This window comes from Streptomyces sp. CB00316, assembly GCF_001905595.1.
Taxonomy (GTDB): Bacteria; Actinomycetota; Actinomycetes; order Streptomycetales; family Streptomycetaceae; genus Streptomyces.
Genome location: NZ_LIXI01000001.1, coordinates 200,164 through 214,337, shown reverse-complemented (window position 1 = coordinate 214,337; position 14,174 = coordinate 200,164). Strand labels below are relative to the sequence as shown.

At 72.1% G+C, this 14,174-nt stretch carries 12 protein-coding genes and 1 tRNA gene; 8 read left to right on the top strand and 5 right to left on the bottom strand.

Annotated features, from left to right (window positions below; genetic code table 11):
• Positions 1–15: 15 nt before the first annotated feature.
• Positions 16–1,257, bottom strand: coding sequence for a M6 family metalloprotease domain-containing protein (locus tag AMK21_RS00950; RefSeq protein WP_073873173.1), 1,242 nt, complete (start codon positions 1,255–1,257; stop codon positions 16–18).
• A 403-nt stretch (positions 1,258–1,660) separates the two neighbouring features.
• Here AMK21_RS00950 and AMK21_RS00945 point away from each other — a divergent pair, with 403 nt between their 5' ends.
• On the top strand, positions 1,661–3,553 hold the full coding sequence (locus AMK21_RS00945; RefSeq protein ID WP_073873169.1) for a putative bifunctional diguanylate cyclase/phosphodiesterase: 1,893 nt from the start codon (positions 1,661–1,663) through the stop codon (positions 3,551–3,553).
• On the opposite strand, the gene AMK21_RS00940 is transcribed toward AMK21_RS00945, so the two are convergent.
• Both AMK21_RS00940 and AMK21_RS00935 read right to left on the bottom strand, forming a co-directional pair.
• Positions 3,550–4,677: an LLM class flavin-dependent oxidoreductase gene (locus tag AMK21_RS00940; RefSeq protein WP_073873166.1), complete on the bottom strand. Its 1,128-nt coding sequence runs from the start codon at positions 4,675–4,677 to the stop codon at positions 3,550–3,552. The two genes, AMK21_RS00945 and AMK21_RS00940, sit on opposite strands and share 4 nt — an antisense overlap.
• 119 nt (positions 4,678–4,796) lie before the next feature.
• Entirely contained in the window at positions 4,797–5,564 is a 768-nt protein-coding gene (locus AMK21_RS00935; protein ID WP_073873163.1) for a decarboxylase, read from the bottom strand.
• Positions 5,565–5,776: 212 nt separating this feature from the next.
• Here AMK21_RS00935 and AMK21_RS00930 point away from each other — a divergent pair, with 212 nt between their 5' ends.
• From AMK21_RS00930 to AMK21_RS00900, 7 genes are all read left to right on the top strand, one after another.
• Positions 5,777–6,751, top strand: coding sequence for a D-2-hydroxyacid dehydrogenase (locus tag AMK21_RS00930; RefSeq protein ID WP_073873160.1), 975 nt, complete (start codon positions 5,777–5,779; stop codon positions 6,749–6,751).
• 185 nt (positions 6,752–6,936) lie between these two features.
• Positions 6,937–7,839 carry an ectoine/hydroxyectoine ABC transporter substrate-binding protein EhuB gene (gene ehuB, locus AMK21_RS00925; RefSeq protein WP_073873157.1) on the top strand — a complete coding sequence of 301 codons (903 nt, stop codon included), beginning with the start codon at positions 6,937–6,939 and terminating at the stop codon, positions 7,837–7,839.
• 18 nt (positions 7,840–7,857) lie between these two features.
• A complete protein-coding gene (gene ehuC, locus AMK21_RS00920; protein ID WP_073873154.1) occupies positions 7,858–8,589 on the top strand; it encodes an ectoine/hydroxyectoine ABC transporter permease subunit EhuC in 732 nt (243 codons plus the stop codon).
• Positions 8,586–9,230 (top strand): ectoine/hydroxyectoine ABC transporter permease subunit EhuD, encoded by a 645-nt coding sequence (gene ehuD / locus AMK21_RS00915; RefSeq protein WP_073873151.1) that lies wholly within the window; start codon positions 8,586–8,588, stop codon positions 9,228–9,230. The genes ehuC and ehuD overlap by 4 nt, the downstream gene beginning before the upstream one ends.
• Positions 9,220–10,086, top strand: a complete 867-nt coding sequence (ehuA, locus tag AMK21_RS00910; RefSeq protein ID WP_073873148.1) for an ectoine/hydroxyectoine ABC transporter ATP-binding protein EhuA — start codon at positions 9,220–9,222, stop codon at positions 10,084–10,086. The genes ehuD and ehuA overlap by 11 nt, the downstream gene beginning before the upstream one ends.
• Before the next feature lie 166 nt (positions 10,087–10,252).
• A complete protein-coding gene (locus AMK21_RS00905; protein ID WP_073873145.1) occupies positions 10,253–11,011 on the top strand; it encodes an IclR family transcriptional regulator in 759 nt (252 codons plus the stop codon).
• Positions 11,012–11,132: 121 nt separating this feature from the next.
• Positions 11,133–11,206, top strand: a tRNA-Lys gene (locus AMK21_RS00900).
• A 160-nt stretch (positions 11,207–11,366) separates the two neighbouring features.
• Here AMK21_RS00900 and AMK21_RS00895 read toward each other — a convergent pair.
• Together AMK21_RS00895 and AMK21_RS00890 are read right to left on the bottom strand one after the other, a co-directional pair.
• Positions 11,367–11,957: a lytic polysaccharide monooxygenase auxiliary activity family 9 protein gene (locus tag AMK21_RS00895; RefSeq protein ID WP_073873142.1), complete on the bottom strand. Its 591-nt coding sequence runs from the start codon at positions 11,955–11,957 to the stop codon at positions 11,367–11,369.
• A 224-nt stretch (positions 11,958–12,181) separates the two neighbouring features.
• Entirely contained in the window at positions 12,182–14,122 is a 1,941-nt protein-coding gene (locus AMK21_RS00890) for an SPFH domain-containing protein (protein WP_073873139.1), read from the bottom strand.
• Positions 14,123–14,174: the final 52 nt, after the last annotated feature.

Here is a 14,174-nt window from a genome sequence, read left to right as displayed (position 1 = left end):
GTGACGTACACGGCCTCAGACGCCGGCCGTGATCCTGACCGTCCAGGAGCCCGACGGCGTACGGTCGGCGACCTCCACGCGGGTGCGCTCGCCCGGCACGGTGTAGGTCTCGCCCTCCGTGAGCGGGGCGTCGGCGAGCGGCGGGTAGACCGAGCGGTCCCAGCAGGAACCGGTCTCCGGGTGGGTGTCGATCACCTCGACCGGGCCGCCGCCGGAGGCCGTGCCGCTGCGGACCCGGTAGATCAGGATGCCCTCGGTGCAGGTCCCCCGGTCGTTGCCGGTGGCGCCGCGGGCCTCGATGGCCAGGACGCTGTCCTCCCCGGTCCGGACGACGGCGAGCCGGGTCCCGATCGACCCGCCGGGCACGGGGGCGGCGGCGACCGGCTCCAGGGTGAGGTCGGCCGAGCCGCGGACGCAGACGACCTGGGGCCCGCCCAGCCAGCCGAGCTTCCACTTGTGCCAGCCGAAGAGGTCGGGCGCCAGGCCGAACTGGCTCCCCATGACGTCCCAGTCCCCCACGTAGGTGTCCCAGTCGCCCTTGCCGTCGGTGGGCCGGTGGTAGAGATCGGCCAGGTCGAAGACGTGCCCGGTCTCGTGGGCGAGGACGTTGCGGTCGGGCGGGTGCTGCTCGAAGACCGTGACCACGCGCCGGATGTCGGTGGAGTCGGCGCGCAGCGGCCGGTCGAAGTTGACGACCTTCGTGGCGTCGGAGTCCACGCCCGGGGCGTTCGGGTCGGCGACCAGATAGACGATGTCGTACGCCGAGAAGTCGACGTCCCCGTCGGCCGCCGCGATCGCGTCGCGCAGGTAGGCGGTGCGCTTCTCGGCGTCCCAGTCGCGCTCTATGCCGTACCAGGTGGAGGCCCGCGGCATCTGCGTCCAGCTCCGCCGCGGGTGCGGGCGCAGGGTGAATCTGCCGTAGCTGGCGCGCTCGAAGAAGCGGGTGGTCGAGGGGAAGTGGTCGGCGGCCAGCACTTCGGGGGTGAGCACGGGCCTCGAGTCCGGGAACGAGAGGAAGATCATCACCGCGTCGAGGCGCCGGTCGGGCTGGGGGTAGGCCCCGTTCCAGCTGTCCAGGCCCAGCGAGTGGTGGGCGGACGTCCTGGGGAGCGCGCACGGGGCCGCGTCCCGCACGGCGGCCGCGGCGGGGCCGGCCGCGAGCGAGGTGGCGGCGAGCGCCAGGAGGGAGGTCAGGGCGGCCGCGAGACTGCGCAGCTTCAGCCGCTCCGCTCCCCCGGGTCCGGGCTCACGCTGCACATCGACCTCCGGGTGGGAACGCGGTACGTCTCGTCCACCCTGTGCCGATTCCTGGCGACGCGCCCTGTTGTGCTGCCCCACACGGGTCACACGCGCCACACGGGCCGCAGCGCGAGTGCGCCGACGGCACCACACCCCACACCATTACGGAACGTCACCATCGGCCGGATCGACGAGCCGATGCAACAGAACCGCGCAGAAACCATCAGGAGCGGGCAAACTGGAACGGCGCAGACCGGCCGTTCGGTCGAGCCATGGCCGGATGCGAGCTGGAACGCCCGACGCGCCACCCTCTATGCTTCACCACGCTTTCCCGCGTGGATCGGGCCCCTTCACGGGTTCACCACCCGGTGCTCTGTCCGACCCCACCTGTTCACGACAACCTTCACAGCGGGAGCGAGCGGTGAGCGGAACCTCCGAAGGGCCCCGGGCCCCGGCAGGCACATCCCCGGACGCCGTGGACACGCCGGTCACCCAGCGTCATACGTCCCGCCCGGCAGCACGGGTCGCCGCCGCGCTCCGGAGCGCGGCGGACGCCGCCGCCACCGAGCTGCGCGACCACCGCGCCGCCTTCAACGCCGCCACCCTCCCCATGGCCGTCGTGGACGGCCGGGGACACGTCGTACGGGCCAACGCCGCCCTCGGCGGGCTCCTGGGCACGACGTCCGCGGCCCTGGCCGAGCGGCAGGCGTGCGAGCTGGTCGACCTGGCCTCCGACGACCGCACCTGGCACGCCTACCGCGAGGTGCTCCAGGGCCGCCGCTCCCGGTTCCGCTGCACCCGCCGGCTCAAACACCCCGACGGGCGCACCCTGTGGGCCGAGGTGACCGTCGTCCCCATGACGGGCACGTCGGCGGCGGAGCCCGCGCGGGTCCTGCTGACGGTGGCGGACATCAGCGACCGGCGCGAGCTCCAGGACCGGCTGCGCCACCTCCAGATGCACGACCCGGTGACCCGGCTGCCCAACCGGACGCTGTTCTTCGAGCGGCTCTCGGTGGCCCTGGAGACCCCGCCGTACCAGGACGACTCGATGCTCCCCCGGCACGGCCGGATCGGGCTCTGCTATCTGGACCTGGACGGCTTCAAGGCCATCAACGACACGCTCGGCCACCGGATCGGCGACCGGCTGCTGGCCGCCGTCGCCGGGCGGCTCACCGACTGCGCCGAGAACGACGCGAGCCGCAACCCGGGCGGCAGCCGGCTGGTGGCACGCCTGGGCGGCGACGAGTTCGCGATCCTGGTGGAGGACTCCGGCGGTACGGAGGCGCTGACCGAGCTGGCCCGCTCGGTCCTGACCGCCCTCCAGCACCCCTTCGACCTGGCCGGGCAGCGGCTCTCCGTCTCCGCGTCGATCGGGGTGGTGGAGCGGCCGGTGGCGGGCACCTCGCCCACCGGTCTGATGCAGGCCGCCGACACCACGCTGTACTGGGCGAAGGCCGACGGCCGGGCCCGCTGGACCCTCTTCGACCCCGAGCGCAACGCGCACCGCATGACCCGCCAGGCCCTGTCCTCCACGCTCCGGCCGGCCGTGGAGCGCGGCGAGTTCACGCTGGAGTACCAGCCGCTGGTCGGCATGGCGGACGGGGTGGTGCGCGGGGTGGAGGCGCTGGTGCGCTGGAACCACCCGCAGTTCGGGGTGCTCTCACCGAATCGGTTCGTCGGGATCGCCGAGGAGGACGGCTCGATCGTGCAGCTCGGCCAGTGGGTGCTGCGCACGGCGTGCCGGCAGGCGCGGCGCTGGCAGCTGGACCACCCGGACGAACCGGCGCTCTTCATCAGCGTCAATGTCGCCGTACGCCAGGTCTGGGACTCCGACCTGGTCGCGGACGTGGCGCAGATCCTCAACGAGACGGGCCTGGCCCCCGGGCTGCTCCAGCTGGAGCTGACCGAGTCGGCGGTGATGGGCTCGGGGGGCCGCCCGCTGCGAGCCCTCCAGGCGCTGAGCGACATGGGCGTACGGATCGCCATCGACGACTTCGGGACGGGGTACTCCAACCTCGCCTACCTCAGCCGGCTGCCCGTCTCCGTACTGAAGCTGGACGGGGCGTTCGTGAAGGGCTTCCGGTACGAGGACGGTACGCACCCCAGCCCCGCCGACGAGACGATCGTGGAGGCGATGGTGCAGCTGGCGCACCGCCTGGGCCTGACCGTCACCGCGGAGTGCGTGGAGACGGCCGGGCAGGCGGAGCGGCTGCGCCGGATCGGCTGCGACACGGGGCAGGGGTGGCTGTACTCCCGGGCCGTGGCGCCGGAGCTGATCGCGGCGCTGATCACGGCCCGGCCGACGGCGGGTTAGCCGTTGTCCGGCAGCCCGTACGCGTCGGCGATCAGCTCGTAGCTGCGCAGCCGGGCGTCGCCGCCGTGCGCGTTGGCGGTGATCATCAGCTCGTCGGCGCCGGTGCGCTTGGCCAGGTCGTCCAGGCCTGTGCGGACCTCGTCGGGGGTGCCGTGGATGACGTTGGAGAGCCAACCGTCGACGAACTCCCGTTCCGTCGGGGAGAAATCGTACGCGGCCGCCTCCTCCGGGCTCGGGATCAGCCCCGGGCGCCCGGTGCGCAGCCGGACCATGGACAGGGCGCCGGTCAGCACCTGGCGGCGGGCCTCGCGCTCGTCGGCGGCGGCCAGCGCGGAGACGCCGATCAGGGCGTACGGGGCGTCCAGCACGGCCGAGGGCCGGAAGGACTCCCGGTACAGGTCGAGCGCCGGAATCGTGTTCTGCGCCGAGAAGTGGTGGGCGAACGCGAACGGCAGGCCGAGCGTCCCCGCCAGCCGGGCGCTGAAGCCGGAGGAGCCGAGCAGCCAGACGGGCGGCCGGTGCGCGGACTGCACCCCGCCGGGAGCGGTCGCCTGGACCGGGCCCGGTACGGCGTGGATCCGGGCGTACGGGTGCCCGTCGGGGAAGTCGTCGTCCAGGAACCGGATCAGCTCGCTCAGCTGCTGCGGGAAGTCATCGGCGCCCTCGTTGAGCCGGTCGCTGCGGCGCAGGGCGGCGGCCGTCGCGCCGTCGGTGCCGGGGGCCCGGCCGAGGCCGAGGTCGACGCGGCCGGGGGCCATCGCCTCCAGGGTGCCGAACTGCTCCGCGATCACCAGCGGGGCGTGGTTGGGCAGCATGACGCCGCCGGAGCCGAGCCGGATGCGGTCGGTGTGGGCGGCGATGTGCGCGAGGATCACGGCCGGGGAGGACGAGGCGACCCCGGGCATGGAGTGGTGCTCGGCGACCCAGTAGCGGTGGAAGCCGCGGCTCTCGGTGAGCTGGGCGATCTCGACGCCGGTCCGCAGGGCCTGGGTCGCGGTGCGGCCCTGCCCCACGGTCACCAGGTCGAGTACGGAGAGCGGTACGGGGGCCGTGCCGGCGGCCGTACCCCTGATTCCGTCGCCGTCCGTCCCGTCGCCCGTGTCCCCGCCTCGGATCTCGTCCACGTGTCGGCCCTCTCCCGGTGCTGCTCGTCGTACGTACGCGTATCGGAGCCGTACAACAGGAGGATGGCTCCGCTTATTCCGGGACCTGTTCCGGGAGAGCCGTCAGGGGGCGGTCCGGGCTACTCCCGTACCTCGATGCCCTTCGGCTCCACCGCGCCCGGGGCCGGCGGGCGGGTGGCGAAGAGGGTGCCCAGCGTCGGGGCCCAGATGCGGCGGTCGGTCAGCCGCAGGCCCTCCCAGACCGTCACCTGGTTCGCCGTGAGGACCGGCTTGCCGAGCGCCTCCTCCAGTTCGGGGATGGACGCGGCCGTGTGCAGGGCCGCGTCCGGGAGCAGCAGCACCTCGGCTTCCGGGTGGTCAGCGGCGAGGGCGAGCTCCTTGACCTGGCCCGGCTCCCACGCCGCGACCTCGGCGGCTGTGGTGAGACCGGCGCTCCGGGAGGCCACCGCCTCCACGCCGCCCGCCACCAGGAACTCGGCGAAGAGCGCGGTGATGTCCTCGGGCCAGGCGGCGGCGACCGCGACCCGGCCGGCGCCCAGCTCCCGTACCGCGTGGACGAAGCCGAAGGCGGTGCTGGAGGCGGGCAGGCCCGCGCTCCGGGCCAGCGTGGCGATCTGGTTGTGGGCGCCCGCCCAGCCGTACGCGAAGCTGCCGCCGGGGCTCGCCCAGACGAGTGCCTCGGCGCCCGCGAGCCGCAGCTCCTCGACGCCCTCGGCGAGCCGGTCCGGCGCCCCGGACTCCAGCAGGGAACCCCGCCGGTAGGAGTCCTCGGCCGTCTCGGTGGAGAACAGCGGCAGCCTGATGTCCGTGTCCAGCGTGATCTCGATCCGTGGGAAGTCGTCCTCGGCGGCGTGGCCCGGGTAGAGAAGTCCTACGGTCGTGGTCATGTTCACCCTTCCTTCGCGTCGGGCGCGGAAAGCCACTGGTGCCCCTGCCCCTGTCAAGTATTCCTCCGGCGGGGCGACGAGGGCGGGTGGGCGGGGCGCGCCGGGGGCCGTGTTGACGGGGGCGGGAGCGGCTGCGAGCGTGGCCGGTGCGGAGACCATGGTCATGCCGGTACCCACGCCGACCTGCGACGTTGCGGAGTGATGAGCCACCGATGCCGGAACCCGTCGTTCTCGTCCTCGATGCCGATCCGTCCCCCCGCCTCGGCCGGCTGACCGGCCGGGCCCGCGTCCTGCGCACCGGCGCGGCGGGGCTCGCCGCCCGGCTGCCGGAGGCCGATGTGCTGCTGGTGTGGGACCTCACCTCCGACGCGGTGCGTGGGGCCTGGCCCGGCGGGGGGACGCGACCGCGCTGGGTGCATGCGGCGAGCGCGGGCGTGGACCGGCTGCTCTGCCCGGAGCTCGCCGCGTCCGACACCGTCCTGACCAACGCTCGGGGCATCTTCGAGCGGCCGATCGCCGAGTACGTGGCGGGGCTGGTGCTGGCCTTCGCCAAGGACCTGCCCACCACCCTCGCCCTTCAGCGGGAGCGGCGCTGGCACCACCGGGAGGGGCAGCAGGTCGCCGGTTCGCGGGCGGTGGTCGTCGGCGCGGGGCCGATCGGGCGGGAGATCACCCGGCTGCTGCACGGCCTGGGCGTCCAGGTGGCGCTGGTGGGCCGGACCGCCCGGCGCACGATCCACGGCATCGAGGACCTGGGCCCGCTGGCCGCCCGGGCGGACTGGGTGATCTCCGCGGTGCCGCTGACCCCGTCGACGTACGGCATGTTCGACACCCGCTTCTTCGGGCTGCTCCAGCCCTCGGCCCGGTTCATCAACGTGGGGCGCGGGGCGAGCGTGGTGGAGGCGGACCTGGTCCAGGCGCTGAACCGCCGCTGGCTGGCGGGGGCGGCGCTGGACGTGTTCGACGACGAACCACTGGGGCCGGACAGCCCGTTGTGGGACGTGCCGGGGCTGCTGATCTCACCGCATCTGAGCGGGGACACGGTCGGCTGGCGCGACCGGCTGAGTGAGCAGTTCGTGGCGATGTACGAACTATGGGCGGATGGCGACCCGTTGCCCAACGTGGTCGACAAGCAACGCGGTTACGTCCCGTCCACCGACAACTCCGAAGGCGAGCAAGGCGCATAGGGGACGGAGGCCCACCGGGGGCAGCTCACCGCAGCGACCCCGTCACCCTCCGCCCGCATCAGGCCACGGGAAGGTCACCCTCCGGCCACCGTTCGGTTACATGGACCGGCTTCCTGCATAGACGTACGGGATCGGGCAGGCGCTCACCCTGTCCGGACTGTTCGACCTCCAGGAGACCGCGAACCATGGCTGACTTCCCTCACCTTTCCCGTCGGGGCTTCCTCAATCGATCGGCGGCCGTGGGTGGCCTCCTGGTCGTTCCCGGACTCCTGACCGCCTGCAGCAAGACCGACGCGGGCTCCGCCACCGGCGAGGGCGCCCTCGACAAGCTCCGCAGGCAGGGCTTCGTGCGCGTGGCGTACGCCAACGAGGCGCCGTACGGGTACATGGAGGGCAAGGAGCTCAAGGGCGAGGCCCCGACCCTGCACCGGGAGATCTTCGAGGCGCTGGGCGTCAAGGAGCTGAAGCCGACGCTCTCCGAGTGGGACGGGCTCATCCCGGGGCTCCAGGCGGGGAAGTACGACGTGGTCAGCGCGGGCATGGCCATCACCCCGGAGCGCTGCGGCAACGCGATCTTCTCCGAGCCGGAGTTCATCTCGCCGACCGCGCTGATGGTGCGGAAGGGTAACCCGAAGAAGGTCACCGACCTGGCCTCCGCCAAGGAGGCCGGGATCACCATCGGCGTCATGTCGGGTGCGGTGGAAGGCAGTTACGCCAAGGGCGCGGGCATCCCCGAGGACAGGATCAAGACGCTGCAGAAGCCGCAGGACGGGGCCGACGCCGTCAAGGGCGGCCGGGTCGACGCGTTCCTGCTCACCGGCATCTCGCTGCGCTGGCTGGCGAAGACCAACCCGGAGACCGAGGTGACCGAGGCGTTCGTGCCGCAGATCGACGGCAACGCGCAGTTCTCGCCCGGCGGCGCGGTGTTCCGCAAGGGCAACGAGGATCTGCGGGACTCCTTCAACCGCGAGCTGAAGAAGATCGTGTCGGACCGCTCCCGCTACGTGGGGCTGCTGAAGGAGTACGGGTTCGGGGAGTCGGAGATCCCGCCCGCCGATCTGAAGACCGCGGATCTGTGCAAGGGCTGACGGGGCGGACGCGCACGCATGAGTGACTTCTTCTCCCTCCTCGCCGAGGAGTTCCCCCAGGTCCGCTCGGGCCTGTGGGTGACGCTCCAGGCCACGGTCCTGGGCGCGCTGCTGGCCGGGGTGCTGGCCTTCGCGCTCGGCCTGATGGCGGGCAGCCGGCTGCTCCTGGCCCGCGGGTTCTCCCGGGTGGTCGTGGAGTTCTTCCGGGGGACCTCCCTCTACATCCAGCTGTTCTGGCTCTACTACGCGATGCCACTGGTGACCGGCTACGAACTGGACCCGGTGGTCTGCGGGGTGGTCGCGTTCGGCCTCAACTTCGGTGCGTACGGCGCCGAAGTGGTGCGCGGCGCCATCAACTCCGTACCGCGCGCCCAGTACGAGGCGGCGATCGCGCTCAACCTGTCGCCGTTCAGGCGTCTTCGGAAGGTGATCCTGCCGCAGGCCTGGGTGCAGATGATCCCCTCCTTCACCAATCTGCTGATCCAGCTGCTGAAGGCCACACCGCTGCTGTGGCTGATCTCGGCGGCCGACCTGATGACGGTGGTGCAGACGCTGCGCGACCGTACGGGTGAGACCCTCACCGCCTATCTGACCCTGCTGGCCGCCTACTTCGTGCTGGCCTACGCGCTGACGATGCTGATGAACCTGCTGGAGCGGAGCGCCAAGCGGCGGCTCGGCCTGGCCACCGGCGCGACGAGCCTGTTCAAGAGCCGCAGCGCCTCCGCCGCCGCCGTGGGAGGTACCCGATGAACGACGGCTTCGACTGGGACGCCGTCGGCGAGTCCCTGCCGCTCCTCCTGGAGGGGTTCAGAGTCACCCTGCTGGCCACCGTGCTGGGCACCCTGGTGGCGGCCGTGCTGGGGCTGGCCGTCGCGGTGGCCGGACGCGCTCCCAGCAAGTTCGTGACCGTCCCGGTGCGGGTCGTCACGGAGTTCGTCCGCTCCACCCCGCTGCTGGTCCAACTGGTCGGCGCGGCGGCCCTGTTCAACACGGTGGAGCCGCTGTACATCGGCATCACGGTGCTGGGAATCCACTACGCGGCGTACACCTCCGAGGTCTACCGGGCCGGGATCGACGGCGTACCGAAGGGCCAGTGGGAGGCCTGCCGCGCGCTGTCGCTGCCGCCCCGGCGCACCTGGCAGGCCGTGATCCTGCCGCAGGCGGTACGCAATGTACTGCCCGCCCTCGGGAACTACGCGATCTCGATGTTCAAGGAGACCCCCTTCCTGGCCGTGATCACGGTGCAGGAGATGGTCTTCGAGGCCCGGAAGTACGGGGCGGAGCAGTTCGCGTACACCGAGGTGTTCACCCTCGCCGGCCTGATCTTCCTGGTCGCGAGCTACCCCACGTCGCTGTTGATGAGGAAGCTGGAGAAGCGCCTTGGCCACTGAACCCCTCCCCCCGCAGAAGACGGCGTCCGCAGACCGGGGAGCGCCGGTCACCGCCCCCGAGGACGCCGTCCCGGCGGCCGGGAGCACGGGCGAGCCGCTGGTCCGCTTCGACAAGGTGGTCAAGCGCTACGGCGACCATGTGGTCCTGGACCAGCTCGACTTCACGGTCGACCGCGGCGAGCACGTCACCCTGATCGGGCCCAGCGGCTCGGGCAAGACCACGATTCTGCGGCTGCTGATGACGCTGGAGAAGGTCAGCGACGGGGTGATCTGGGTCAACGGCTCCCCGCTGTCGCACGTCCGCACCCCGGGCGGGGCGCTGAAGCCCGCGGGCGAGAAGGAGCTGCGGGAGTCCCGGAAGAAGATCGGCATGGTCTTCCAGCAGTTCAACCTCTTCCCCAACATGAAGGTGCTCCAGAACATCACCGAGGCGCCGATCAGCGTCCTGGGCAAGGACCGCGAGGAGGCGGAGACCCGGGCCCGGGAGCTGCTGGACCTGGTGGGGCTCGCCGGCAAGGTCGACGCGCACCCCTCCCAGCTCTCCGGCGGCCAGCAGCAGCGCGTGGCCATCGCCCGGGCGCTGGCGATGGAGCCGGAGATCCTGCTGCTGGACGAGGTGACCTCCGCGCTCGACCCGGAGCTGGTGGCGGGGGTGCTGGAGCTGCTCGGCGACATCGCCCGGAACACCGACATCACCATGCTCTGCGTGACCCACGAGATGAACTTCGCCCGGGACGTCTCGGAAAAGGTGCTGATGTTCGACGCGGGCCGGGTCGTGGAGTCCGGAACCCCGGAGAAAATCTTCTCCGATCCGTCGCACGAACGTACGCGCGAGTTCCTCGACGCGGTGCTGTGACCTCGGAGTCACTCGCCCGCTCATGACATTGGCATATGCCAGGAGGGTGCGCCCCAGCTGACAGGGCCGGGGCGCCCCTACTGACTGGTCAACTGCCGCCCCGAGAGCGGTGCCCGGCCGCTATCGTGGGGCCGAAGCTTGCGGTCACAACCTGTAGGGGGACACCGTGGCGTTGAAGCCCGAGCCGACCGCACCGTTCCACTCGGTGCAGTACGCGCTGCGCGTGCTCGAATCGGTCTCGCAGCACGGCGGCGGTGTGACCGACGCGCAGATCTCCCGCGAGACGGGCCTGCCGGCCGGCCACCTCGCCTCCCTGCTCCTGACGCTGCGCCGCGAGGGGTACGTCGAGCAGGTGAGCGACGGGGCGTACGTCACAGGAGCCTCCCTGCTGCTCCTCGGCTCCGGGGCGGCCCGCCGCCAGGCCCTGGAGGGCCGGCTCCAGCAGGCGCTGGACCAGTTGCGCGACTCGGTGGGCGCCGCCGTCTACCTCAGCCGGTACGTGGACGGCGAGATCAGCGTCACCCAGGTCGCCGACGGCCCGCTCACCCCGGCGGTCAACGAGTGGGTGGACTTCCGCTCCTCCGCGCACGCCAGCGCGGTCGGCAAATGCCTGCTGGGCCAGCTCGACCACGAGGGGCGGCGCGACCACCTCTCCCGACACAGGATCGCCCGGCTCACCTCGCGGACGATCACCAGCGAGAAGGTCCTCCTCTCCAAGCTCGACGCGCAACCCGCCACGGTCCCGGTGCTGGATCTCCAGGAGTACGCGGTGGGCACCGTCTGCGCGGCGGTGCCGCTGACGGCCGGGGCCACCGCCGGATGCCTGGCCCTGTCGCTACCGATCGAGGACGCCCACCGGCTCCGCGAGGCGGCGGACACGCTGAACCGGCGCGCGGCTCCGGTGCTGCTGTCGCTGGCGCTGTAGGCCTGGACCGGGGGCGTCCCGCCCGGACCGGGGAGGAAGCTCCCGCCGGAGCGCGTAGGGGCCTGGACTCAGGGGTGTCATCAGCACCCCTGAGGACCAGGTATTATTTTCGAGTCAGCAGGCGCCGTTAGCTCAGTTGGTTAGAGCAGCTGACTCTTAATCAGCGGGTCCGGGGTTCGAGTCCCTGACGGCGCACGACAACGCCTGTGGGCGGTCTCCCTCGCGGAGACCGCCCACAGTGCTGTTCCCGGCCCGGTTCAGCAGCCGCCCACCGCAACGGCGACCCCGGCTCAGGGCCGCCGTGTCGAGCCACAGCGGAAGATCCACAGGCGCCCTACGGGCTACCCGCGGGACATCAGAACTTGACGTCCGAGCACGCGTAGAACGCGTTGGTGGTGTCCGCGACGTTCCAGACGGCGAGGATGACGTGCTTACCGCTCTTCTGGGTGGGGATCGTGCCCTGGTGGGTCAGCGTGGCCGGCGGCTGCTGGCTTCCGTACGGCACGGTCATGAAGGGCTGCGATTCGAGCGCGGCCCGGGTGAGCGGCTTGGTGGAGTCCCAGCCGTTCTTGGTGATGTAGTAGCGGAAGTCGCTCGTGCGGTGACGAGCGGTGAACTGCCAGCGGAAGCTGTAGCCCTGGCCGCCGGTGACCTGGGTGGCGGGCCAGTTGCCGCCGCGCGGGTCGTCGAGCTGGGCGAACTGCCCGTTGCCGCCGGAGCAGATCTTGCCGTCGGCGGGACCCGAGGCCGGGAAGCCCTTGGGGCCCTCGACGCTCTGGGGCTCCCACTGGATGTTGCCGCAGCCGGTGACGGTGCCGTTGGCACAGAGTTTCTGGCGGCTGATGGGGGAGTCCGTGTAGCCGTGGCTGCTGGCGCTGGTGGTCGCGAGCACGGAAACGCCCGCTATCGCCAGGCCGATCACGGCCGCGCTTGCCTTTTTCCGCATTGCTGTCGCTCCTCTAGAACGTGGGGGAGGTTCCATGAGCATTGCTCGACATGCTGCGCGCTTGGTGCGTGGTGGGTGGATGCTGCGGTCTAGACCAAGTCTTAGATTATTGACGTCGCGTGAACATGTCCAGACCAATCGGCATCGGATTCCGGAGCGACGAGAAGGGGCCCGGAGTGAAGTCTCCGGGCCCCTCCGTCCGTTGACGCGGCGCTGACCGCCCGTCAGGCGCTGTCGCCCCCGCCGGTCCGGCCGGTGTAGAAGGCGACCGTCAAGTCCTTGACCAGTGCTTTACGTTCGTAGTCGTCGAGGTCGACGATGCCGCGCGTGGTCAGCCGGTTGACGGTGTCGTCCACCGCGTCCACCACCGAAGTCAGCACGCTGTCCCGGTGTTTGGCGTCGATGGCGGCGATCCGCCGCCGCTGCATGGCCGCCGCGACCTCGGGGGCGTACTCGATCCCGGTCGGCTGCGCCGAGTACACCTCCACGCCGACCGGCTCGCAGTCCGCCTTCAGCATCCGGGTCAGCGCGTCGCCGACGGCCTCCGCGTCGCGGAGCGTCGGGGCGTCCTCGTGGAACGCGTCGGCGGGCAGCTGCGAGAGGACCCGGGCCATGGCGGACTCCACCTGAGCACTCAGGTACGCCTCGTGGTCCTCGATCCCGAGGGCGGCGCGGACGGTGTCCTTGATCCGCCAGACCACCAGGACGACGACGCGCAGCGCGGTGCCGTTCGCGTCGACCGCCGGGAGCGGTTCGCTGCGCCAGTGCCGCAGGCGTACGTCGACGTGGCGGCGCAGCAGCAGGGGCGAGACCCAGACCAGGCCGGTGCGGCGGACGCTCCCCCGGTAGTCGCCGAAGAGCGTGAGCACACAGGCGTATCCGACGCGGCCGCGGCCGAGGCCCCCGAGTGCGAGGACGACCACGGTGACCAGGAGGGCGAGGCCGGCCCAGACGCCGGCGCCGATGCCCTCGTACGGGCGGGGGGCGAGGCCGACGGCACTCTGCGCGGCGGCGGGGAGGGCGCCGCGCCACCAGAGGAGAGCCAGTACGCCGAGGAGTCCGGCGGCCCCGGTGAGCAGGGCGGCGTACCCGGGGAGGGCGGGGCCGGGGCGCTCGACGAGGCGCGGGTCGGCGAGGGGGGCGGGACGGGTGGGGGGATCGACGCGGGGGCGGGGTGAGCGGGGGCGGGGGGTGCGGTCGGCGGGGGTTCCGGGGCCCGCGCTTCTGCCCGGGCCGGTGGTGGGGCGGGCCAGCGTCGTGGGGAGGGCGGCGGGTTCGGGCTGCTCCGGGTCGTCCCGGAAGAGGAGGTGCACGGGGATGGAGGCGGTGGACTCACCGGCGATGACGGAGTGGCGGCGGGGGTGGGGCGGGGGGTGCGGGGCGGGTACGGAGACGGTGGCGGATGTGGCGCGGGCGCCGTTGACCAGGACGAGGTCGAGGTCGGTGGTGTCGGGGTCCTTGGCTCCGAGACCGGGGGCCGTCTCCTTGTCCTTGTCCGTCTGCGCGTCGGGGGCCTGCGCCGGGCGGGGCCCTGCCTCTTCGCCGTAAGAGGGGAGCGGGGTCCACTCCGCCGAGGGGTCCGTCCTCATACGCCGTACGGGCTGGACGTGCGGCAGGACGGGCTCGGGGCGGGCAAGGTTCTCCGGGCGCTCCGGGCGGGCGGACCGCAGGTGGGGCACGTCGGGTTCGAACTGGTCCAGGTGGAGGCTTCGGCCCGGGTGGACCAGGCGGATCGGCTTGAGTGGGGGCCTCGGGGCGCAGGCGGGGGCGGGGTCCGAATCCGGTTCCGGCGTCGAGTCCAGGTCCGGGGCCGAGTCCAGGTCCGGGGCCGAGTCCGGGGCAGCGAGGCCTTCCGGACCCTCCGGGCTCGCCTCCCCCGGTAGCGGGTCCTCTCCTGCCGGCGGGTCCTCCCACATCTGGGGGCCCTTCCCCGCCGGCGGGTCCTTCACCGCCTGCCGGTCCTCCACCGACAGGGGTCCCTCCCCCACCGGCCGGTCCTCCCCCACCGGCGGCGCCTCCTCCCGCTTCGGGCGGAACAGGGGTGGTGGGGTGGGGAGGGCCGGCTGATGCAGGGCCACCTCGTCCACCAGTGGCATCGGGGTCTCGCCGCCGGAGGTGCGGCCGTCGTGGTCAGTCAGGGGGTGGGGGGTCTGGTCTGGGCTCACCGGTTCCCGGTTCCTTTCCGTCATCCGTCATCCGTCATCCGTCAGGTCCATC